The organism is Wolbachia endosymbiont (group A) of Lypha dubia (assembly GCF_964028575.1).
Taxonomy (GTDB): Bacteria; Pseudomonadota; Alphaproteobacteria; order Rickettsiales; family Anaplasmataceae; genus Wolbachia; species Wolbachia pipientis.
On the sequence record NZ_OZ034796.1, the window covers coordinates 920279 to 943153 of the forward strand.

Below are 22875 nucleotides of genomic sequence, written 5' to 3' on the forward strand. Positions count from 1 at the left end.
GAAGCATTGTAAAATATCTTATGAGAAAAATTATAAAATATATTAGCATTATTGGTATTGCATGTTTAGTATTGTTATTTTTTATATCTAATGTGGAAACACGCGTAAAAACACAGGAAGAACAATTATTCCTAGCTGTAGAAGATGGTAATGCACAAGAAGTAAAACTATTACTCAAAAATGGTGCAGACCCAAATTGACCTTACCCAGAAAAAGTAGAGAGAAAGTTAAGACGTTTTTATCATGAGAATAAATTGTGCAGGAATGCAATAGTTAATAGTAGAATGTCTACGTTATTTGTTATAAAAGATTTCTATGTATTCAAATATGGCAGTTCTGGTTTGTTGAGCGAGAAGTATCAATAAGCAGCTCCCTTTTAAGTGAACTTTTCTGCAACAGAGTTATCGTAACAACAGCCCTTATGGCTCATGCTGGAAATGATGTTTTTTGTATTCAATAGAAATTGGTAATTTTGAGAGGTATACTGTGACCCTTGATCGCTATGTAACAGCAGATTTTTATCGGGTTTGCGTTTATCAACGGCCATCAATAAAGAATCTATAACTAATTATCATGTTACTCATTAACCACCATGCGTGAATATAGGTCAATTATTGCCGCCAACAACCTTCTTTAGTTTTTATGTAGGTAATCCCAAACTTTATTTGGCTGATCAGTAGTAAAATTTTGATCCAATGTGTTCGGAGCCACAACTCGGTTGCTTATTTGCTGTTTTTTATTTTTGAACCTTCGTCTAAGCTTGGCTTTAATGCCATTTTCTTGCATAACACTTTGTACTGTTTTAATTTTTGCCTAAAGCTTTTAATTCAGCGTGAATTTTAGGGGCTCCATATCTGCATTTAGAAGCTTGATGTATTTTTTGAATATCTGCTAGAAGCCCTTCTTTTGCTAATTCTTTACTGCTTTTTTCCTTAGCAACCAATACCACCAGTACAAAACCCTACATAGTTCCTGTGTTTTATAGCAATTTCTATATAAAAGAATACTTTACTCTTTTTCTTTGCCCAGGGCTTTTTTTAAGATGTCTCTTTCTCTTGTTAGTTCTTTTTTTAGATCAAATCTTTCTTTGTCATAAGGAGCCTTTGCCTGGAAATGCGTATGCTCCAGACATTTTTCCATCATATTTTCTTACTTAACATACTGCCATCTATACCTAGATCTTTTGCTATTTTTGTACTTGCTTGACCTGTTTCTTTAACCAGCTTAACAGCTTCTAATTTGAATTCTGCTGTATATTCTCTTCTATTTGTCATATTTTGAAAAAACGTTTTATTTTACTCCAAAAACGTCTTAACTTTCTCTCTACTTTTTCTGGGTAAGGTCACTACTTGGATGACAGATAGTAGTGCGAAAGTCTCTTACAACTTACTTTTAATTAGTCTAACCCATGCGTGCCAATCCCTCTCACCAAGATTGCTTTCAAAAGATAGGAGATCCTTTACAGCTTTTGAGCAAATTTCTTCACTTGGAATTGATAACTCCTTATTCATTGCTAACGTTAAACATTGAGTTTTGCACGCTCGTTCTAAATGATATGTGTAGAACATTGCTTCTTGTATAGTCCGACCACACGTTATAGATCCATGATTACGCATTAACATGACAAAATTTTCTTTCAGATCAGCTATTAACCTCTTTCCTTCTGTATCGCTAAGTGCTAGGGAATTATAATTATGGTAAGAGATTTTATTGTAAAAGTGCAGTGCCCATTGACTTATAGGAAGCAGCCCATCTTTGAGAGAAGAAACCGCTACAATAGAAGGTGTATGCAAGTGAAAAATTGCTTGAATATCTTTCCTTGCTTGATAAACAAAACCATGAATTATATAGCCAGTTCTATTATATTGATATTCTTTGCCTTCAATTACATCTCCATCAAATGATACTTTCATTAACGAACGTTCATCTACTTCATCAAAACGCATACCAAACGGATAAATATAAAACGACTTTTGATCTTCAGAACGCACTGAAAGGTGAGTATATGTATGATCATCGAACTTAAGGTAGGACAAAATCTGATAGGCATAGACTAGATCCCTTTTTACTCTGCTCTTTGTTAACAACACAATCCTCTGTTAGAATCTTCTGAAGGTTTATACGCGAAAAGAGACTTGTAGTAAACTAATAAGTCTATGCCACTCTGTCTTGCTTTCTGAATACCAAACACTTTTGTGTTGTAGCTTGCTTAAAAATAGTTATCGTTATTATAGAGTTTATATACAGAATTTATGTTTTTAAATTACATAATATCTTAACTACAAAAATAATTTTCTATATAATATTTCATATGTTTTAAAGCTTCATTTTTATGTTATTATAAATGTAAGTTTCAAGATTGAAAATAATATGGTAAATATTAACACAAAAAAACAGCCAGCAGGATTTTTCATATATCTCTCTGGTCTTTCGGGAAGTGGTAAACTTTCCACAGCAATAGAATTATCTAATATGATAGACGCATTAATTGTAAATAGCAAGTTCTATAACAATGTTCAAGCTTGCTCTATATACGATGGTGTCTTTGAACGTGATCAAATACCTAAAGAAGTTCAAGATAGAATATATGGCATTATGCAAATTATGCTTCAGGTAATAGAAAATTATCCGATTCACTCAAAAAATTACATATTTATTGATGAGTTGATGGAAAATAATGACCAGAACATGAGGATGTATGATTCAATAGTAAGGCTTAGTAAAAAAATGAACACAGAAATCCTTCCTGTGGTACTTAGGTGTGATCTACCGACATTACAAAAGCGTATTGCATTAAAAAGGCAAAGAAAAAATAGGAAGGTGATTAATCTAAATAGCATGATAGAGCAATGTAGGATTAACAATTTATTTACACCACCGAGTGCTATAGAGATAGAAAATTCAAATATGAGTATAAAAGAAGTAGCTCAAGAGATAGTAAACCAGATGCACAAGCTTAGCCAAATTGCGTGTATGCAAAAAAATAGTCTATAGCAATTTCATATACTGAGGCTCATTTAAATATAGAGCTTCAACTTCATTTAATTTTTGCTTGTTCTTCAGTCTATAATGAACTAATAGCCCTGCATGGCTAGCATTTAAATTGCAATCCATATGTGTACTGCTTGTAGCGTAACCAGGGTCACATGCTGCAGTTGGACCAGACAGCGGCAATAAATTGAAATCAAATAACTGTGTATAAAACCCTTGAGCATTTTTGATTATAGCTCTGATATTTTTTTTGCTATTTGCACAAAGCAAAGATATTGCGTAGGCTTGAACTTCCAGCGCACTAACCCCGTATAACGGCTTATTTGTAGCAAGATTTATACCTTGTGCAGCTGATATACCAACTCTAATTCCAGTGAAACTTCCTGGTCCAACTACTACCGCCAAATGATCTATTTTATCATAATTATAGTTGTGCTTATCAAATAAAGTACTTAGTATTTGAAAAAATGATTCTGCATGACTATTGCTGGTGGAATTGTGCTCTACAAAACAGTTACCATCATAATCAACTATTGCTATTGAACTACCAATACCTACAGTATCAATCGCTAAAATAGACATTACTTAAGCTTATCATAGAGTTTTGAAAATATTATAGTAAAGGCACCATTACCCATAACATTTGCTGAAGTGATTATTGGATCAAACACTATATACAATGCTGTAATTAACGAAAGCATTTCTGGAGAGAATTTGAGATATTTCTCAAGAATAGGTAGCATTACCATAATTCCTCCTGCCGGCACTGCCACGATAGCAAACTTAAATAACAAAAAATAGAGAAGAAAAGTTACATAATCTATTGTGAACAATGAATAACCGGAGGCAATTATCATTGATAATATTATGATAAAAAAGCAATCACCTACTAAATGAAAGCTAGCAGTTATTGGTACAACAGACGATGCTATGTCAGGTTGCTTTACATTTTTTTTGCTTCCTTCAAGAGTAAGTGGCATAGTTGCATTACTAGACATTGTGCTCATTGCAGTAATAAATGCCGGTATCATATTGCCTATACTAGCTATCCAGCTTGTAACCTTGAATGAATTTGCTGCTCCATATAAGAGGAAAACATAAAGGTAGGTTGCAGATGCTATAATAATGAAAATTATTGAGTAATCCTTAAATATTATAGATAAAACTTGATCATGCTGCATTTTTAAAGCAAGCCCAAGTACAAATATTGGAATAATCGGCGTCAAAAACGTCTTCAAAATAAAGAGAGTTAAATCTAACATTTTGTTCGAAAGCTCTTTGCTTTTCTTGGGTAGCAGTGTGGACACTACTATGCTGGACACAAATCCACAGGCAAGGGCATAAAAATTAGAAAGCAATGCAGGCAGCCTAAACGACCATAAGGGAACAATTGTTTCTTCATACGTTATATCTTGTATTGAATGAGTGTTTTGTATGATAAAATGCCCAACAGAATAAGCTATTAAACTTGAAGCCAGATTTGACAAGAAGATCATTATAATAAGTAACAATATGAACTTTATAGCTGACTGCTTAAGATTGTTAACACTGCTAAAGATTAACGCAAAAATAATAAAAGGCATTATAAATAGCAAAACCTCTTTTATACTCAGGCTCGTTGAGTACAAGAAGGTTTTTGCTTCCATTGGAACTAAATGACCAAAGAATGCAACTGAAGTGATGACCGTGAGTAAGATTAATAGTTGTAGCACGTTCTTATATACCAATGTCCTATGGACATATATATGGTAAGTTAGTTGTTAAGTAAAGCAAAACTGTCTAAACTGCACAGCAAATGACGTAATGAAAGTAGCTGACACTGGAATGACAAAGAAGAGTGAAATTAGCACTCACTTATTATTCGTGTCGTTTTCAGTAAAAGCCTCCTCCCATGTGCCTTGAGTTGCTGCACGGCTATACTCTGTTACTCTATTTTCAAAGAAATTCGTATGTTCCACGCCATTTAGTATTTCATCAAGCCACGGAATAGGATTATCATTAACATCATATATGGACTCAAGACCTAATTGCATTAACCGTCTGTTTGCTACGTAGCGTATGTAATTGCGCACTTCTTCTGCAGATAGTCCTTCAACGTCTCCGAAATTAAAAGCAAGCTTTATAAACTCATCCTCAAGCTCAACAATAGTACGGCATGCAGAATATAATTCCTCTTTAAACTCGTCGTCCCAAATTTCATTATTCTCTTTAATAAATGTATTAAACAACATGATAATTGAATTGGTGTGCAAAGTTTCATCACGGGCTGACCAGGCAATTATTTGTCCCATGCCTTTCATTTTTCCAAAGCGTTGAAAATTGAGCAAAATTGCAAATGATGCGAATAACTGCAACCCCTCGGTAAATGCACCAAACACCGCTAGAGTTTTAGCTACATGTTTTTTATCGTGTTTTTTGCTTTCCTCGAATTCTAACATGTATTCATACTTCTTTCTCATAGCATCATACTTTAAGAATGCTTGATACTCGCTTTCTGGCATGCCAATTGTGTCTAAAAGATAAGAATAAGCTGCAATGTGTATAGTTTCCATATTGGAAAAGCTTGCAAGCATCATGCATATTTCCGTTGGCTTAAATATATTTGAATAATGCCTCATGTAGCAGTTATTTACTTCAATGTCTGCCTGAGTAAAAAATCTAAAGATCTGGGTTAGTAGATTTTTTTCTACACTTGAAAGTTTAGTTTTCCAATCCTTTACGTCATCAGCAAGCGGAACTTCCTCAGGTATCCAATGGATTCTTTGTTGCTGCAGCCACGCATCATACGCCCAAGGGTAATTAAAAGGTTTGTATATTGGATCTGCTTCTAACAATGACATAAGACACCTATTATTTTCTAAAGTAAATATTATATTAAGTGATATTGAGAATCAGTCAATTTAACTTTTTTGAAATTTGACGGCAGATAATTTATTAGTGTATTATAGCTTCAAGTAATTTATCAACAGAAATGCGAGTATTAATATCTTTTATTTTATTATTTACAGTGAGCTGCACTCACACTATTCACAATCACGGAGCTCCTGGCATTAGTGTTGAATTGTGGAGCAAGATAAAAGTAGGTGACGATAAAGAAAAAGTGGTTCACACTTTAGGATCACCAACATTAGTATCAAAGTTCGATGACAATGTTTGGTACTATGTCTCATATAAAATTAAACAAGCCAATTTTTTAGGAAAAAGGAAGTATAGTAGTAAGTCTCTGCAAATTTCATTCGACCAGGACGGTAAAGTTGAAGATACAAAAGAAACTGACATCTTAGAGAGATCTTTGGCTGTTTCTGATTGAAAGTTTGCTCAGATCTTCCTACGTCATACCGCGGTTCATTCCATAACTGTACGAACATTGCGATTTGGGCCTACCAGAAGGGTGTCATGAAAGTAGCTGACACTAGTTCCTTTATGACGGCAGTGCCCAGACTACTTGGATCCAGGAAACTTAATTGCAAGTAATGCATTGGGTTTGGTAAGTATGGGTTTTGCGTTATAGAATGAAGCACTTTTGGTGAATTTGTAAAGAAAACTGGATCCCAGTGGGCTTTGTTGCATCGCTACTTATGAAAGGCTAACTATAATTAGGATTATAAGCAACCTATTGAAAATCTTGTTTTTTTGCAATCAATCTGATCAAATTTAAGAATAGTAATTTATTATTTATATTAATAAATTTAATTCTATTGAAAATAGCTAAAGCATTGAAATTCTTGAATTTTAGCCGGATTAGTGAGTGGTAGTGAAATTTCTTTTACTCAAATTTAGGTATTCACTGACCGTTCTTGTTATAAATACCAGAATAATAAGCTACTGATATTCTCCACCTTTTTTATCTTTAATCCATCATAGCTAGCGATGCAACAAAGCCATCCCAGTGTCAAGCACTGGGATGACACCATTTGTTGTAAACTCACTTTTACTCTATGGTTATACTACCTTGCTGCTATCCTGAACGGATACAGTGGGCTTATTAAATTATAGAATTACTTTAGCTATAGAATAAAATCTAGTGTTACTTCACGCCAAATGTGGTGGTGCTGAGTAGGCAAGCCGGTCAATGGGCTACATTTATATACTGCACGCATTGCATTATCTGCTATCGACCTGAAAAGTGGATTATTTCGATAGGAATCACTGTCTGCTACATCCGCCATAATTATCTCGCCTTGACTGGATAACAATAAGTTAATTTTTATATTAAAATTTTCTTTGTAAGCTATGCTTTCAGGAATGCTCCAGCATTTTGTGAGCTTTTCTCTTATAGAGTTAATAATTTCTGTTACAACTAATTCATCCTTTTTGCTCTCAACGCTTTTTTCGTTTCCTATTTCATTCTTTGCCTCTCTGACATCCCTTCTTAGTTTCTTCTCTACACTTTTTTTTCTTTTTGGAACAGGAATGAATTCTTTACCCTCGTTAATAATGACTTCTTCTTGCATTTCGATAATTTGCCTCGGTTGTGCTACAACAGTGTGCTCAACTATTTCTTTTTTCCTTTGTGGTATAGGAATAGCTAACGTATCATTCGTTTGGGCTTTTGTTGAAGATAACGAAAAAAGCAAAAAACAACATAAAGACAAAAAAAGAATATAATTAGAATAGAAAAAACGCATATGTTAAGCAGCTTGTTTTACTGGTTTAAAGCTAATATTGCACGTAAAGTCAATATATTTTAGTTGATGGACAAGTTTGAAGTCAATAAGGAATTCCTTCAAAGCTGAAGGCAAGCGAAAGATTGTCTTCTCGACAGACAAAGGAATTGTATAATGGATTAAAAGGAACCGTATGACAAAAATTATAGCAAAAGAATATACAGAATTTTTAGAGCAGTTGAAGGATCATATTGCAACAAACCGTTATAAAGCAGCACTTGCAGTAAATAGTAAGCTTATTTTGCTTTACCACCATATTGGTACAGAGATCCTAAAACGCCAAAATCTGGGGAGCTAAGGTAATTGATCAATTAAGTAAGGATTTGAGAAGTACATTTCCAGAAATGAAAGGCTTTAGCATGAGAAATCTGAAGTATATGCGTAAGTTTGCCGAAGAATATCCTGATGTTGAATTTGTGCAGGAGCCTCTTGCACAATTAACTTGGTATCACAATATCACTCTTTTGGAAAAAATAGAAAGTCATGAAATAAGATTATTTTATGTAAAAAAAGCTATTGAACATACGTAACATTATGGTTATGCAGATAGAGCTTGGACTACATAAACGTCAAGGGAAATAACTTTAAAGAAAAATTACCATCTCCACAATCCGATCTAGCACATTACACATTAAAAGATCCGTATATTTTTGATTTTTTAAGTATAGGTAAGGATGCTCATGAAAGAGAAGTAGAAAAAGGACTCGTAGGGCATATGGAAAAATTTCTGTTAGAACTCGGTGAAGGATTTGCATTTGTTGGTAGACAATTTCATTTAGATGTTGGTAATAAAGACTTTTATATTGATTTATTATTCTATCATTTAAAGTTACGTTGCTTCGTAGTGATTGAACTAAAAGATAAGGATTTTAAGCCGGAATATGCTGGTAAAATGAATTTTTATCTTTCTGCAGTTGATGATTTACTGAAGCACTCGACAGATCAACCTTCTATAGGGTTAATCTTATGTAAATCTAAAGACGATGTACTTGCTAAATATACACTCCGAGACATGACCAAACCAATAGGTCTTGCAGAATATCAAATCACTGAGAATCTACCAGAAAACATAAAAACAGCTCTGCCAACAATAGAAGAATTAGAAGCTGAATTATCGAAAGTTTCAGATAAGGAAAAGTAATGCTACTAAAATCATTCAAACAATTATTTAGCAAACCAAAAGCTCAGCATGGAGGCTCAGGAAGAAGAGTGGCAGCCAATAACTTACTCTCTCATAGCCTTGAAACTTTGGAATATAGTATTTTCTAAAATGAATGATAAATTTCCATTATGGTATTACCAACCAAAAGTTGTAAGTCTGTATATTTATGCATTAAAGGTCTGAGGCGGCTTTTGATGGTATTCCAACAATGCTCTATAGGGTTCAAATCTGGTGAATATGTTGGTAGATAGAGCAAACGGCATCTAGCATTATCTATTAACTCCTTTGTTTTGGGAGTTTTATGGAATGTGGCATTGTCCATAACTATTGTAGTACCATGTGGCAATTTAGGTAATAACATCTTCTCTAACCATGTATTGAATACCTCTTTGTCACACCCACCTTTGAAAGTCATTGGTGCAATAAATCTCTTTCCAATCCACCCGCCTATTATACTGATTCTCTCTCGTTTTCTTCCTGGAATATCTGCATAAATTTTCTTTCCTATTGGAGCACGTCCATACTCTCGGTATAACCTATTATCAACTCCTGCTTCATCTATATATAAGATGCTGGAATGGTCTATTTTTGAGATTTTATCGGTAAATCGCTGCCTATCTTCTTGATTGCGCTCTTGATATAGTGTAACTTTTTTTTAAAGTAATTCTTAGCTGTTTCAGCCTATACCAAATTGAATTTATTCCAAATCCAAGATTTTGTTTCATCTCTGCCAGCGTATGATCTGGATTCTTTTTAACATATTCTTCGAGTATTTTTGGGTCTATTTTTCGAATAAAGCTGCCGTTTTTCGATGGCCTTAGGCTTTCACCAGCGGCTTTCTTTCTTAACCAGCGGTACAGAGTTGCTATTCCTATCTCCAAAAGCTCTGCCACCTCAACCTTTGACTTCCCTTTTTCTATCATCGATACTGCCCTTTCCCTTAAATCCACACTATACGCCATTATAACTCAAATAGCTTATTATACCTTTATCATTTACTTTGGGAAGTACTATACTTCGGAGTTAGCGGAAATTACCGGTGGTTGAATAAATTCTTCTGGCGGGTAATCAAGCTAGCGTATAAATGGATAAACCGACGTAGTCAGAAGAAGAGTATGAATTCAAAGCAATTTATACACTATCTACAAGTTAATCCATTACCAAAACCAAGAATATGCTACTCATTATATACAAAATAGGAAATGCTGTGAATACTACATTGTGGAGCCGTGTGCGGGAAAGCTGCAAGCACGGTTCTGGTGGGGGAGTCATAGCGATAAAACTTAATCAGGAGGATTTAAAACTATGACTTCTACCAAACAGATAAACTCCTACCTTTTCCACAAATATTACATGATGTATACAATAATAACCTACAAAACAGCTACTCATTCCAAGAATTTCAGTTAGGACTGAAAGTCACAGGATATTTTTTAAATAAGTATCTATTTTTGCAGTTAAACGTGAAATTTCCAGAGCTGAGAAACCTCATGTTGTCGCTTTAATCTTAGCAGTCCTACGTCATACCGCGATTCATTCGCGGTATCTCTTAGCATAGATCCCGCTAACAAGTAGCGGGATGATGAACTTATCGTCATGCCACCGCGAACCGTCATACCGTCACGGTATCTCTTAGCATAGATCCAGCTAACAAGCAGCGGGACGACGGTTGTCAGGGTGTCATCCCAGTGCCCAGACACTGGGATCCAGAAAAGTTTGCTTGTGAACAAGCAAACTAGCATGGAAAGTGGTTACAACGTTTTCGATGAGATTATATGGAAAACTGGATTCCAGTGTCAAGCACTGGAATGACAAGGTATAAACCTTATCGTCATGCTGCCGCGAACCGTCATACCGCGATTCATTCGCGGTATCTCAGCATAGATTCCGCTAACTAGTAGCGGAATGACGGTTGTCGGCAAACTTAAGCCACTTTAGCTATAGCCAGTAACCACTCTATTTCTACCACTGTTTTTTGCTTTATATAAATATTTGTCGGCACGTACTATAAATTCTTTAATATTGTCAAGGTCAGATTCTTGCATTTCTGCAATTCCAATGCTCACAGTTACATCGTGGGTTGTATTTTTATCCGCAAGTATAAAAGGTTTTTTAGCAATAATTTTGCGTATTCTTTCCGCAATAGTATACGCATCTGATGTATCGGTATCTGGCATTACAACAACAAATTCCTCACCACCAAATCTAGCTAACAAATCTGTCACTCTAATATTTTCAGAAATTCTTCTCTGTATTTGCTTTAAAAGTTCATCTCCAGCACTATGCCCAAAACTGTCGTTCACCATCTTAAAATAGTCTATATCAAGTATCATAAGAGACAACCTTCTATCCTTTTCCACAGAGTCCTTAACAATGTTTCTTAAGTGTGCATCAAAATATCTTCTATTATAACAGTTAGTTAATGGGTCCTTTATAGACATTTCCGCATTATTAAATAAATTCATTCTCAAGGCATCTTGATATCTTTTGCGTTTTACTTGCGAATTAACCCTTGCTATTAGCTCACCCTCATCCAAAGGTACTGTTAAATAATCATTAGCACCTACATCAAGTGCTTTTACTAAATTGTTTTTATCATAATCCTCAGAAAGAATCAGAATTGGTGTATAACGTGTTTCCACCTTACTACGAAACTCAGAACACAAACGCAAGCCGTCAGTTTTTGAAAATTGCATATCAGAAATGATCAGGTCGTAACCATTCTCAATACCAACCTTCAATGCTTCCATTGGATCACTCAGTATTTTAATTGACCTAAAGCGTTGCTTTAATATATTATATATCTGCTCTGCTTGATGAACATCCTCATCTATAACAAGTATGTTAGCATCAAAAATCTGATTGGAATAATCCATAATACTGTTTCCTGCGACTCCACCAATCTCAGCGTTAGTTTCTCCTCTCAAACGCAATTCATCGATAATCATCTTTAAGCGTGTGAGAGACTTAATTCGTGCAGATAAAGCAGTTTCGTTTATTGGTTTAGTCAGAAAATCATCCGCGCCAGCATTAATACCTTGCACTCTATCATGAGTATCATGCAGCGCAGTTACCATAATTATTGGAATATGGGTTGTCAAGGGATCACTCTTTAGCTCCTTACAAACTTCAAAGCCATTCATCTTTGGCATCATGATATCAAGTAATATAATATCAGGCTGCTGCTTTGCTACTAAATCTATAGCTTCTTCACCATCATGAGCTACGATAACCGTATAGTACTCTGCTTTTAGTCGAGCTTCTAAAAGCTTGACATTAGATAGTACATCATCTACTACCAGAATCTTCGCTGTCATTATCTTTAGATGTATTATCTATATCGTAAGTAGGATAAAGCTTACCATTTTTACCAACTATGTAATTTACTTTCTCAGTATTACACTCTTTATATAAGTCTTCAATTCCGGCATCCTTCAATAACCTTCTGGCTTTTAACCTTACAATTGTAAAATACCTATATATAGTCTTAATAAAATCAATAAATACAGGTACCTTATTTTTATCAAGAACAATTATGCTCACTAAAGCTACAACTAAAATTTCTGAAAGACCTATATTGAACATTTTCCTATGAAGCAAGTACTTTAATCCTTCTGATTATAAATATTAATTTGCTTAAATCAAGTTTAGAAGCAACCATCTCATCTAAAAAACTATTATAACGTTCTATGTAGTCCTTATCATCACAAGCCCAGGTTTGAACCTTATCTTCGGGGTTATCAGTAGCTTTTATGACTTTAACAGCTAGCTTGTGATGGTAATTGCTTAAATCGTCCAATAAATCATTAACTAAGCTGCGATCCCAATAAGAAGAGCGGCTTTTCATCTTGATGGCAATTGTTCTAATCAGATCGAATCTTAACAGCGACTTTAACTCAAAGTATATTTTACCAGCATCAAGAATGGACAAAGATGTCTGTTCAGCAACAGATATAATGTCCAGTGCATAAGCAAGAACGCATAGATCAGCAACTTTTTTTGCTAGATCTTTATTTATATTAAGTTCTACTAAAGAAGTTGATCCATGGCTATAGATCTTTAATAGGTGTTCATCTAAAACATCAGTTAAGTTCTGGCCTAAAGTTTCAATTGCATCTTTAAATTTTGTAACATCATCCAATTCTACAAAGCTAAGCTTGCCAAGATTTTTCACTAGCCAAAATGATACTCTGCCAATAAATTTCTGCACGTTCCTCACTATTTGTAAGTATGAGTTAACATCAATTTTTCCATCCAATTCATCAATTTTCTGCCACAGGCTGTTTAAATCATACAGGTGGTTAACAACAATATATATGTTAACCGCTTCTTGTATCTTAATTCCAGTGTTCTCAGCCAAATTATTGATGAATATACAGCCCATTCTATTCACTACATCATTTGCAATGCAAGTAGAGATAATTTCTCTACGAAGTTGGTGTTTTAATATGAAATCCTTAAACTTTGTTACCATCTTTTTAGGAAAATAACCTAGCAAGTAGTCATGAGATATAAGATCTTTTTCAGACAGATCGGAATGTATAATTTCATTTTTTATTGCTGTTCTAGCATAAGACATTAGAACAGAGAGCTGAGGAGAACTGAAACCTTCTGCACCAGTTAACATCCTTGCTATCTCTTCTTCAGTTGGAAGAAATTCTACGCTTCGGTTTAACAGCCCAGATTTTTCTAAACTGAGCAGTAACCTGTGGTGCTGCTCCAATCTCTCTTTAGCTTGCAAACACTCAAGAAGTAATGCTTTTGTTTCAATTTTGTTGTGGTTCTCAAGCACTTTGGATGCAACTTCATCCACCATACTTGCCAGTATTTCATTCCTTTTTTCTAAAGAAATACCCCCTGCTTTCATAGCTGAAACAAATGCAATCTTAATGTTAACTTCAAGGTCCGAACATATCACTCCGGCTGAATTATCAACAAAGTCTGCATTGATATATCCACCTTTTTCAGCATATTCTATTCTTCCAAACTGTGTACAACCAAGATTTCCACCCTCTATAAACATAGAAGCTCTAATATCTTTACCATTCACTCTTAACTCATCGTTTGCTTTGTCACCGACCATGCTATGATTTTCACTCTTTGCCTTAACAAACGTGCCGATTCCTCCATTCCATATGAAGTCCACTTTTGCTTTCAATAGATATCTAATCAAATCACTTGGAGGTAGCATATCTTCTGTTATATCAAAGCACTTTTTTATTTCTTGAGAAATGTTTACTTGCTTACTGCTACGCTCAAATACTCCTCCACCCTTAGAAATCAAATCTTTATTATAATCCATCCAAGTTGAAAATGGTAACTCAAAGAGACGTTTACGCTCTGTGAAACTCTTTTCTGCATCAGGGTTTGGGTCAACAAAAATATGCATATGGTTAAATGCGCCGATTAAATGTATATTTTTTGAAAGCAGCATACCGTTTCCAAATAGATCGCCAGCCATATCTCCAATTCCAATAACAGTTGTATCCTGGTAAATATCCTTATTCATTTTCCAAAAATGCCTCTGTGCTGCAATCCATGCACCTCTGGCTGTAATACCCATTTTTTTGTGATCATAACCTGCTGATCCACCAGATGCAAATGCATCGCCAAGCCAAAAATTGTATTCAGAGGCTATCTGGTTGGCATAATCAGAAAATGAAGCAGTGCCTTTATCTGCTGCAACTACCAAGTATGGATCGTCTTCATCATACCTAATCACATTCTCTGGTGGAATTATTTCACCATCAACCACGTTATCAGTAATATCAAGCATTCCTCTAATAAAACTCTTATAGCACTCAACACTTTTCTCTCTTAAAGTATCTTTGTCTTTATAAACTTGCTTAATTACAAACCCACCCTTTGCGCCAACAGGGACAATAACCGCATTTTTTGTCATCTGAGCTTTCATGAGCCCCAAAACTTCAGTGCGAAAATCTTCCGTCCTATCCGACCACCTTAAGCCACCACGGGCTAATTTCCCTCCTCTTAGATGTATTCCCTCAAAAAGGTTTGAATAAATATACAATTCGCGATACGGACGAGGATCAGGCAAACCATTTATTTTACTTGAGTCAAATTTTGTAGATAAATATGGTTTATCGTCTTGATAATAACTGGTCCTTAAAATAGCCATTATCAAGTTAAATATCGAGCGCAAAACGTAATCATGTGAAACATTGCTGATCTCTTTTAGAAGTTCCTCAATTTTTTCTCTGACAATGTCCGTAGTTTCTGCTCTATCAATGTCTATGTTAGGATCAAATCTTGCATGAAATAGTTGTATCAAATACTTTACTACTTTTGGATACTCTGAGACTACCTTTTGGATATATTCTGGGTTGTAGTTAAATGACGTCTGCTTTAGATAGGCACTTAGCGCTCTAATCAGAAGCACTTCCTTCCACTTGAGCCCAGCAATAATGATCAAACTATTGAAATAGTCATTTTTAATTTCCTTGCTAAACACTTTCGCAAGTGTTATTTCAAATTGCTCTTTTAGAGTAATGTTGTCTATTAATTCATCGACTCTTGACAACACAAAATGGTGTATCCATATTCCACCGTTAATTTCTATGTAATAGCCATTATGAGATAGAATTTTAGCTCCCAAATTCTTAGTGATCCTTAATATCTTCGATAATTCAAGGCCTCCATTGTTTGGAGTATAAACCTTTAATTGATAATTAAGATTATCACGAGTAAGTCTTAAATCGACCTCGCTAACTCCTTTCTTCCTCACTATCTCCAATTTTTTCATATCGTAATATGCGTCATGAGGTTCGAAACTCTCTTGATAGCTTATTGGAAATGCCTTGCAATAACGGATGAATATATCCTCAACAGTGCTAAAAGTATTGTATAAATTGTCTATAAAACGATCTTCCCACTTTTCTGTAATGTTTCTTAATTTGTTTTCGATACGCAAAACTTCATCATCAAGAACGCTAGCATTTTTGGTCTTTAGCACTACATGCAATTTCATCAAATCATATTCATTGATAATGTGATTGTTATAAATATCTGAACTTCCTGCACTTGTCTCATCCTTCAATATGTCACGTATCTTGAACATTAGCCTAGCGCTAGCATAACGCATCGGTATCAGCACTATGCAACTAATAAAATCCCCGACTCTTCTTAAAAATAATCTGACCCTTGGCCTAATCGCAAGAGACATGATCGAAATGCAAATTTTAAATAATTCGTCTTCATTTGATTGGAATAATTCATCACAAGAGAACACTTGCAAAATAGAAATCAAAGCTTTATTGTTGTGGCCCCCGGTTACAAATCCTGCATTTTTTTCTATAACTTTAACTTTATCTTTTATTATTGGAATAGTTCGAATATCTTGGACCTCCGCTACAGAAGTAAATAGCCCGAAAAAACGCCGTTCCTTTACTACATTACCCTGGTCATCAAATTCTTTTACTCCTATACAATTCATGTATGTACGCCGATGGACTATTGAGATTAGATCTGATCTCAATATGTATAGGGAATCAAGGTTTGCAGAAGGAATCAACGTACTTTGACCTACTCTCATCAGGCCAAGGTCCTTTTTGCCATCACAGACGAGTTTTTCATCTTTACCAGCAATATATTCTTGATAACCTAGAAATACAAAATTATTATTCTTTAACCAAACTAGAAAATCTTTTTGCTCTTGATTTCGGTCTGGTGTCATTCCAGTGCGTGACACTGGAATCCACGTGTCCTTTTCCTGGATCCCAGCTGGGATGACAGAAAGACTTGCCTCATCAAGTTTCTTAAGCATTAAGTGCCAATCTTTCACAACACAATTAACTGCTTTCAGCGTTTTTTGTAGAGATTCTTTTAATGTATCAACAAAACTGTCACTTATACCTTTGATAATTACATATATAACTGACTCTTTTATTCCATTACTTTCTTCCAAAGGGTAAATCTCATCTATTAGGCCATCTTTTCTTTTAATGTTAATTATGCTGTTGCTGTAATAGCATATGGTTAAATCGTGCGACTTAATAGTTGTAATAACGGAGTCAACCAAAAATGGCATATCATCGTTTGTTATCTTAATCGTGGTAAAATCGCCTTCTATTCCTGGTATATCATCTATATTACTTACTACTAACTTACTTTCATCTTTCTCTTTTTGAGAAACAAAATTGTAAGCATCGTTTACAATATATAGCAAAAACTTATCATTGGCTTTTAGGTCGCTTTTATAAACAAAACTATAAAAATACTTAATAAATTTTTTAATTTTTTCTTTATCTTGCTGATTTTCTTGATCAGCTAACTTAAATAAAGACTCAGTGTCAACATTATGATCTATACACATTTTTTTTAACAAAAATACACAGTGAACTTAAACCTTTTTAACTAAGATTTCATTATCAAGAGCGTACACTATTAGTTCATCATTTTCTACTACTTCCCCCGATAAAACTAATTTAGCTAAATTATTTTGAATACACTCTTGTATCACCCTTTTTAGGGGCCTTGCTCCATATTCAGGGTCATAGCCAGTTTGTGCTATTAGTTCTTTAGCTTCCTGCGACAAACTTATACTCAGTTTACGCTTAGCAAGTGTTTTTTGTAAATAAGAAAATTGAACATCTATAATTTTATAGATGTCATTTCTGGTTAAACTGTGAAATATAATAATTTCATCCAGTCTGTTTAAAAATTCTGGACGAAATGTTGATTTAATTATCTGCATTACCTCATCTTTTACAGACTCAGCAATCCCCTTTAGCATTATCTCAGCACCAAGATTAGAAGTTAAAATCAGTATGGTATTGCGAAAATCAATCAATTTGCCATGACTATCAGTGAGTCTCCCCTCATCCAAGATTTGCAGCAATAGATTAAATATATCTGGATTTGCCTTTTCTATCTCATCAAATAAGATTACCTGATATGGTCTTCTCCTCACTGCTTCAGTTAATCTGCCACCTTGTTCATAGCCAACATACCCTGGAGGCGCGCCAATTAACTTTGAAACAGAATGTTTTTCCATATATTCTGACATATCAAAACGCAAAAGCGCTGATTGATCGTCAAACAGAAATTCAGCAAGGGCTTTTGCCAATTCTGTTTTTCCAACTCCGGTTGGACCCAAGAATAAGAATGAACCAAAAGGTCGATTAGTATCTTGCACACCAGAGCGAGAGCGCCTAACTGCATTACTTATCGCTTCTATTGCATCTTTCTGCCCTATTACTCTTCTTCCTATTTCATTCTCCATGTTGAGAAGTTTTTCCTTTTCGCTGTGCATCATGTTATCAACTGGAATTCCTGTCCACTTTGAAACAATGTTTGCAATATCATCTCCAGTCACTTCTTTCTTTAAGAAACTATCAGTAACCTTTTCCTGATTTTTTAATTCATTCTCAAGCTGAGGAATCACACCATACATCAGCTCTCCTGCTCTTCCCAAATTCCCACTACGCTGAACTAATTCCAACTCTTTTCTAGCGTTATCTAATTTTTCGGCTGTTTCTTGTATTCTAGCTATTTTATTCTTTTCCATCTGCCATTTGCTGTTCAAGTCAGCAAATTTACTATTTAGATTTTCGATCTCTTCATTTATCTTTTTTAAACGCTGTTTAGAATTTTCATCACTTTCTTTTTTTAAAGCCTCTGCTTCAATCTTTAGCTGTATAACCTTTCTCTCAAGTTCATCAATAACTTCAGGCTTGCTATCCATTTCAATTCTCACCCTGCTTGCTGCTTCATCAATCAAATCAATTGCTTTATCAGGTAAAAACCTATCTGTTATATATCTATTGGACAACGTTGCAGCAGCAATTATTGCACCATCTGTAATTCTTATACCATGATGCACCTCATATCTTTCCTTCAAACCCCTGAGTATTGAAATGGTATCAGTTTCAGTTGGTTGAGAGATAAACACAGGCTGAAAACGCCTTGCAAGTGCAGGATCTTTTTCTATATGCTGACGATATTCATCTAAAGTTGTGGCTCCTATACAGCGAATTTCTCCACGCGCAAGAGCAGGCTTCAGCAGATTCGAGGCATCCATTGCACCACTTGTTGCTCCTGCTCCAACTAAAGTGTGCAATTCATCGATGAATAATATAATTTTTCCCTCCGCTCTCGAAATCTCATTAATCACTGCTTTTAACCTTTCCTCAAACTCTCCTCTAAACTTAGTGCCAGCAATTAGTGCTCCAAGATCCAAAGCTAAGACCTTTGCATCATGCAAACCAAGTGGCACATCGTTTGCAACAATTCTATTTGCAAGCCCCTCAACTATTGCAGTTTTTCCAACACCAGGTTCACCGATCAGCACTGGATTATTTTTTGTCCGCCTCAGTGATACCTGCATAGTTCTTCTGATCTCTTCATCACGACCAATTACAGGATCAAGCTTTCCTTGCATAGCAAGCTCTGTAACATCTTTTGTATATTTCTTTGCCGCGTTTAATTTTTCCTCACTGTTTGGCGAGTCCGCACTGCTGCCCTTTCTCATTTCTGCAATAACTGAGTTCAGTTTTTGTAGAGTCACACCATTCTCTGCCAGAATTTTGCCTACAGTATCATCTTTTTGTGCAGTGAGGCCCTGTAGTAAACGCTCAACAGCAACAAATGAATCTTTATTTCTTCTTGCAATACCAATTGAATCTTCAAAAACTTTTGCTATTTCTCTTGAAAGTTGAAGGCCACCACTTCCTGGACCTTCAATTACTGGCAACTTTTTTATTGCGCTATCCACAGCATCAGAAATACTTTGCACACTTCCACCACAAGCGTTTATCAAATCCTGAACTAAACCTGATTCATCTTCAAGCATCACTTTTAGTAAATGCTCAGGCATAAAAATCTGATGCCCAGCTCCCAACGCTTTCATTTGAGCACTTTGAATTAGACTTTTTGCTTTTTCGGTAAATTTATTTAAGTCCATAACACCAGTTAAATTCGTATTTGCTGATGTATATAACAACTGATTTCATAAATTTAAACCTAAAGTTGTTTATCGTTAGGTATGAAATTTAAAACTTTCTTAAAAAAGGAACTATCATAGTAACCATACAAATATCTTGTATCTCAAGACCTTTGGTTTTTGTTGCTGAAAATGGTTGTATTATTTAAGTTATTAACAATATACAATACTAAGTTAATGTAATTTATTTGGAGATGACAGGAAAATTTATTGTAACTTTATATTCTAAATAGAATAAAGTTCTTTTGTTAATATTGTCCTTTTTGTAAAAAATATTCCTAATTTCTTCATCATTTCTGTGGGTAAGGTCATCTGCTTCTCTACCTCAAGTGGTTAACAAAGTTTCTTGTCACGAGGGACCAAATGGAAATCTGCTCGTTTTCACGCGAATTAATGTTACAAATTCTATACATTTCGTTACAAAATGGCATTCGCTTTCTCCATTATCCTTTACCTGCATTTTCATCAGCGTTCCTTGCGGTTTGCTTGCCATATAGGCGGAAATACAGGCTTACCCTGTTCCTTCTGTCATACAACAGTGGGTTAGGTGACTTCTCTATACCGGTGATTTGCGTACATCCAGAAATGAAAAATGTCACATTACCTTTTGGTCGGAGCTTATCAGCATCTTTAGCTCTTTAATCGTTACGATACTTATGAAGCTTCACTTACGTTCACCATACCACTAAGCCTAGCTCTCCAACCACATGATGCTTGTAGTTTATGCTCCTTTCACGATTGAGCATCTTCTTTTTCAAGAGGAGGTTCATTGTCCGCATCGCTTGGCACCAACCGGTTACCCGATTCGCACTGATGCGTAGACTCAGATGGCAAAACATCTGGTTTAATAAGTTTTAGAACTCTTTTAGTTTCTTTCTGAAGGAATTCCTCTCCTTTTAAACAATATGACCGAAGACTTTCAGGTCGCACCATTTCAATAATTAGCTGGGTTCCAGCAGAATCAGTACAGAAAACATCAACAATACTTTGTTTTTTAGAGGCAATCTCAGCATCCATGATAGTGCTGAGAAATTCTATTTCTTCTATTTCATCTTTGCCAGCGAAGCCCAATATATCATTGAGAAAGTGAATGAGAATATCTTTATTTTTCTCAGTGCCAAATATTCTCTTGAACGCGAAATTGTTTTTTGGATCGAGAAATTTCGAAAAGGCCATAATTAAATACAATTAGGAGACGAATAATTATACACTATTTTTCGCAAATGTTCAACCTCTGATTACTCCTTATTCTTTGCCCTTCCTGCACGCTTACGTTCATTTGGATCAAGGAATTTCTTGCGTAAACGTATAGATTTTGGAGTTACTTCCACCAATTCATCATCATCTATATACGCTATCATATCCTCCAGTGTCATTATCTTTGGTGGAGTGAGCTTTATAGCTTCATCACTACCTGAAGCTCTTACGTTTGTTAATTGCTTACCCTTTAACACATTTATCTCCAAATCATTGTCACGGCTATGCTGGCCGACAACCATGCCACAATATACCTTATCCTGTGGCTTAATAAACATAATTCCCCTGTCTTGCAAATTGAAAATTGCATATGCCACAGCCTCACCCTTATCTGTAGAAATTAAAACTCCATTGCGCCTTCCAGAAATTGGACCTCTATGTGGAGCATAACTGTGAAATAAACGGTTAATTATGCCTGTGCCACGAGAATCAGTTAAAAACTCTCCTTGATAACCGATTAATCCTCTTGATGGCACTAAAAACGTTAATCTTGTCCTGCCATTACCAGAAGGTCTCATGTCAGTTACTTCACCTTTACGGAAGCTGAGTTTTTCCATGATGATTCCACTATATTCATCATCTACATCAATTACTACTTCCTCTATAGGTTCAAGTTTTTTACCGCCTTCTTCTTTAAATAACACGCGAGGGCGTGATACCGAAAGCTCAAAACCTTCTCTCCTCATATTTTCAATTAACACTCCAAGCTGTAACTCACCACGCCCACCTACTTCAAATGCTTCACCGCTTGGTGCCAAAGTCACAGTAATTGCAACATTTGTTTCTGCCTCCGCGTATAAGCGATCCTTTATAGCAGTTGAGGTAAGCTTTGTACCTTCTTGTCCAGCAAAAGGCGAATCATTAACGCTTAGAGTAATCGCCATTGTCGGCGGATCAACTGGAGTTGAGCTTACTGCAGTTGTAACCTCTGGTGCTGCTATAGTGTCTGAAACTGAAGCTTCCTCAAGTCCTGCAATTGCAATTATGTCTCCCGCTACAGCTTGTTCTACTGGAATGCGTTTCAAGCCAGAAAATGAGAGCAACTTAGTTAATCTTCCTCGTTCAATTACTTTGCCATCGAGGTCAAGCACCTTAAGATCTGAATTAACTTGTGCAACACCCTGATAAACCTTTCCTGTCAATATTCTGCCAAGAAACTTATCAGACTCAAGTAGAGTGACCAACATAGCAAAAGGTGCATTTTGATCATAAACAGAAGGTTTTATATAATCTATAACCGTTGAAAATAATGGGCTTAAATCTTTTCTTTCATCAGAAAGCTCCTTAGCACACCAACCATTTCTACCTGAAGCATACAACACTGGAAAATCTAGCTGCTCGTTGGTTGCATCAAGGTTAAAAAATAACTCATATATTTCATTTAGTACTTCATCAATTCTGCTGTCTGGTCGGTCGACCTTATTGATTATTACAATTGGCTTCAGATTTGCTTTTAGTGCTTTTGACAACACAAATTTAGTTTGTGGCATGGGACCTTCTGCAGCATCAACCAGCAGCAACACACCATCTGCCATGCACAATACCCTTTCTACTTCTCCACCAAAGTCTGCGTGCCCTGGCGTATCAATAATATTGATTTTTTCATCACCCCACATTATTGATGTGCATTTTGCAAGTATTGTAATCCCGCGCTCACGTTCTTGGTCGCCACTATCCATAACTCGTTCTTGAACTTCTTGATTCTCGCGGAATGTGCCACTTTGTTTTAACATGTTATCAAGTAAAGTAGTTTTACCGTGGTCAACGTGTGCGATTATTGCTATATTTCGGATCGATTTAAATTCGTTCATTTTCTATCATTTCAAAATTAATTTAGT

Annotated in this window: 23 protein-coding genes and 3 pseudogenes; 7 read left to right on the forward strand and 19 right to left on the reverse strand. The window is 35.4% G+C overall.

What is annotated here, in order from left to right; genetic code table 11:
* The first annotated feature begins 20 nt into the window (after positions 1-20).
* A complete protein-coding gene (locus ABWU72_RS04750) occupies positions 21-200 on the forward strand; it encodes an ankyrin repeat domain-containing protein (RefSeq protein ID WP_238514246.1) in 180 nt (59 codons plus the stop codon).
* A 176-nt stretch (positions 201-376) separates the two neighbouring features.
* Here the strand turns inward: ABWU72_RS04750 and ABWU72_RS04755 are convergent, their stop codons facing one another.
* The 5 genes from ABWU72_RS04755 to ABWU72_RS04775 all read right to left on the reverse strand — a co-directional run bounded on the left by ABWU72_RS04755 (position 377) and on the right by ABWU72_RS04775 (position 2090).
* Positions 377-562, reverse strand: a complete 186-nt coding sequence (locus tag ABWU72_RS04755; protein ID WP_338062968.1) for a DDE-type integrase/transposase/recombinase — start codon at positions 560-562, stop codon at positions 377-379.
* A gap of 240 nt (positions 563-802) precedes the next feature.
* Positions 803-943 carry an IS3 family transposase gene (locus ABWU72_RS04760; RefSeq protein WP_160142645.1) on the reverse strand — a complete coding sequence of 47 codons (141 nt, stop codon included), beginning with the start codon at positions 941-943 and terminating at the stop codon, positions 803-805.
* Positions 944-1008: 65 nt separating this feature from the next.
* The gene (locus ABWU72_RS04765) at positions 1009-1143 is read right to left on the reverse strand and encodes a hypothetical protein (RefSeq protein ID WP_259349141.1); all 135 of its coding nucleotides are present in this window, start codon (positions 1141-1143) and stop codon (positions 1009-1011) included.
* Positions 1140-1274 carry an IS3 family transposase gene (locus tag ABWU72_RS04770; RefSeq protein ID WP_007548354.1) on the reverse strand — a complete coding sequence of 45 codons (135 nt, stop codon included), beginning with the start codon at positions 1272-1274 and terminating at the stop codon, positions 1140-1142. The genes ABWU72_RS04765 and ABWU72_RS04770 overlap by 4 nt, the downstream gene beginning before the upstream one ends.
* A 105-nt stretch (positions 1275-1379) precedes the next feature.
* On the reverse strand, positions 1380-2090 hold the full coding sequence (locus tag ABWU72_RS04775) for a class II aldolase/adducin family protein (RefSeq protein ID WP_155969022.1): 711 nt from the start codon (positions 2088-2090) through the stop codon (positions 1380-1382).
* 280 nt (positions 2091-2370) lie between these two features.
* On the opposite strand from ABWU72_RS04775, the gene ABWU72_RS04780 reads away from it, so the two are divergent.
* Complete coding sequence (locus ABWU72_RS04780; RefSeq protein ID WP_155969020.1) at positions 2371-2994, forward strand: AAA family ATPase; 624 nt, start codon at positions 2371-2373, stop codon at positions 2992-2994.
* Here ABWU72_RS04780 and tsaB read toward each other — a convergent pair.
* The 3 genes from tsaB to ABWU72_RS04795 form a co-directional block, all read right to left on the reverse strand.
* Positions 2989-3573: a tRNA (adenosine(37)-N6)-threonylcarbamoyltransferase complex dimerization subunit type 1 TsaB gene (gene tsaB / locus ABWU72_RS04785; protein ID WP_155969018.1), complete on the reverse strand. Its 585-nt coding sequence runs from the start codon at positions 3571-3573 to the stop codon at positions 2989-2991. The two genes, ABWU72_RS04780 and tsaB, sit on opposite strands and share 6 nt — an antisense overlap.
* Positions 3573-4703 carry a cation:dicarboxylate symporter family transporter gene (locus ABWU72_RS04790; RefSeq protein WP_155969597.1) on the reverse strand — a complete coding sequence of 377 codons (1131 nt, stop codon included), beginning with the start codon at positions 4701-4703 and terminating at the stop codon, positions 3573-3575. The genes tsaB and ABWU72_RS04790 overlap by 1 nt, the downstream gene beginning before the upstream one ends.
* A gap of 138 nt (positions 4704-4841) precedes the next feature.
* The gene (locus ABWU72_RS04795; protein WP_155969016.1) at positions 4842-5831 is read right to left on the reverse strand and encodes a ribonucleotide-diphosphate reductase subunit beta; all 990 of its coding nucleotides are present in this window, start codon (positions 5829-5831) and stop codon (positions 4842-4844) included.
* A 131-nt stretch (positions 5832-5962) separates the two neighbouring features.
* On the opposite strand from ABWU72_RS04795, the gene ABWU72_RS04800 reads away from it, so the two are divergent.
* Complete coding sequence (locus ABWU72_RS04800) at positions 5963-6301, forward strand: outer membrane protein assembly factor BamE (protein WP_006279908.1); 339 nt, start codon at positions 5963-5965, stop codon at positions 6299-6301.
* A gap of 490 nt (positions 6302-6791) precedes the next feature.
* Here ABWU72_RS04800 and ABWU72_RS04805 read toward each other — a convergent pair whose 3' ends face one another.
* Positions 6792-6920: a hypothetical protein gene (locus tag ABWU72_RS04805; protein ID WP_281410241.1), complete on the reverse strand. Its 129-nt coding sequence runs from the start codon at positions 6918-6920 to the stop codon at positions 6792-6794.
* Positions 6921-6998: 78 nt separating this feature from the next.
* Complete coding sequence (locus ABWU72_RS04810; protein WP_155969014.1) at positions 6999-7619, reverse strand: hypothetical protein; 621 nt, start codon at positions 7617-7619, stop codon at positions 6999-7001.
* A 172-nt stretch (positions 7620-7791) separates the two neighbouring features.
* On the opposite strand from ABWU72_RS04810, the pseudogene ABWU72_RS08210 reads away from it, so the two are divergent.
* Positions 7792-8799, forward strand: a pseudogene (locus tag ABWU72_RS08210) (PDDEXK nuclease domain-containing protein).
* A 124-nt stretch (positions 8800-8923) separates the two neighbouring features.
* Here ABWU72_RS08210 and ABWU72_RS04830 read toward each other — a convergent pair.
* Both ABWU72_RS04830 and ABWU72_RS04835 read right to left on the reverse strand, forming a co-directional pair.
* On the reverse strand, positions 8924-9415 hold the full coding sequence (locus ABWU72_RS04830; protein WP_155968340.1) for an IS630 family transposase: 492 nt from the start codon (positions 9413-9415) through the stop codon (positions 8924-8926).
* A gap of 19 nt (positions 9416-9434) precedes the next feature.
* Entirely contained in the window at positions 9435-9782 is a 348-nt protein-coding gene (locus ABWU72_RS04835; protein WP_155968342.1) for an IS630 transposase-related protein, read from the reverse strand.
* An 81-nt stretch (positions 9783-9863) separates the two neighbouring features.
* Between ABWU72_RS04835 and ABWU72_RS04840 the strand changes: the two genes are divergently transcribed.
* The 3 genes and pseudogenes from ABWU72_RS04840 (at position 9864) to ABWU72_RS04850 (ending at position 10632) form a co-directional block, all read left to right on the forward strand.
* On the forward strand, positions 9864-10019 hold the full coding sequence (locus ABWU72_RS04840) for a hypothetical protein (protein ID WP_353283930.1): 156 nt from the start codon (positions 9864-9866) through the stop codon (positions 10017-10019).
* Positions 10020-10142: 123 nt separating this feature from the next.
* Positions 10143-10325: pseudogene (locus tag ABWU72_RS04845) on the forward strand (DNA repair protein RecO); the annotation flags it as partial.
* Positions 10326-10497: 172 nt separating this feature from the next.
* Positions 10498-10632, forward strand: a complete 135-nt coding sequence (locus tag ABWU72_RS04850) for a hypothetical protein (protein WP_264374152.1) — start codon at positions 10498-10500, stop codon at positions 10630-10632.
* A 122-nt stretch (positions 10633-10754) separates the two neighbouring features.
* Here the strand turns inward: ABWU72_RS04850 and ABWU72_RS04855 are convergent, their stop codons facing one another.
* The 7 genes and pseudogenes from ABWU72_RS04855 to typA all read right to left on the reverse strand — a co-directional run bounded on the left by ABWU72_RS04855 (position 10755) and on the right by typA (position 22848).
* Positions 10755-12137 (reverse strand): PleD family two-component system response regulator, encoded by a 1383-nt coding sequence (locus tag ABWU72_RS04855; RefSeq protein WP_155969010.1) that lies wholly within the window; start codon positions 12135-12137, stop codon positions 10755-10757.
* Positions 12109-12405 (reverse strand): hypothetical protein, encoded by a 297-nt coding sequence (locus ABWU72_RS04860; protein ID WP_010082258.1) that lies wholly within the window; start codon positions 12403-12405, stop codon positions 12109-12111. Before ABWU72_RS04860 ends, ABWU72_RS04855 begins: the two co-directional genes overlap by 29 nt.
* A 4-nt stretch (positions 12406-12409) precedes the next feature.
* Positions 12410-17152: an NAD-glutamate dehydrogenase gene (locus ABWU72_RS04865; RefSeq protein ID WP_353284058.1), complete on the reverse strand. Its 4743-nt coding sequence runs from the start codon at positions 17150-17152 to the stop codon at positions 12410-12412.
* A 27-nt stretch (positions 17153-17179) separates the two neighbouring features.
* The gene (gene clpB / locus ABWU72_RS04870; protein ID WP_155969008.1) at positions 17180-19741 is read right to left on the reverse strand and encodes an ATP-dependent chaperone ClpB; all 2562 of its coding nucleotides are present in this window, start codon (positions 19739-19741) and stop codon (positions 17180-17182) included.
* Between the two features lie 388 nt (positions 19742-20129).
* Positions 20130-20273 (reverse strand): hypothetical protein, encoded by a 144-nt coding sequence (locus ABWU72_RS04875; RefSeq protein WP_173862872.1) that lies wholly within the window; start codon positions 20271-20273, stop codon positions 20130-20132.
* Between the two features lie 437 nt (positions 20274-20710).
* Positions 20711-20956 (reverse strand): annotated as a pseudogene (locus tag ABWU72_RS04880) (PD-(D/E)XK nuclease family transposase); the annotation flags it as partial.
* Positions 20957-21018: 62 nt separating this feature from the next.
* Positions 21019-22848 (reverse strand): translational GTPase TypA, encoded by a 1830-nt coding sequence (gene typA / locus ABWU72_RS04885; protein WP_015588882.1) that lies wholly within the window; start codon positions 22846-22848, stop codon positions 21019-21021.
* Between the last annotated feature and the right edge of the window lie 27 nt (positions 22849-22875).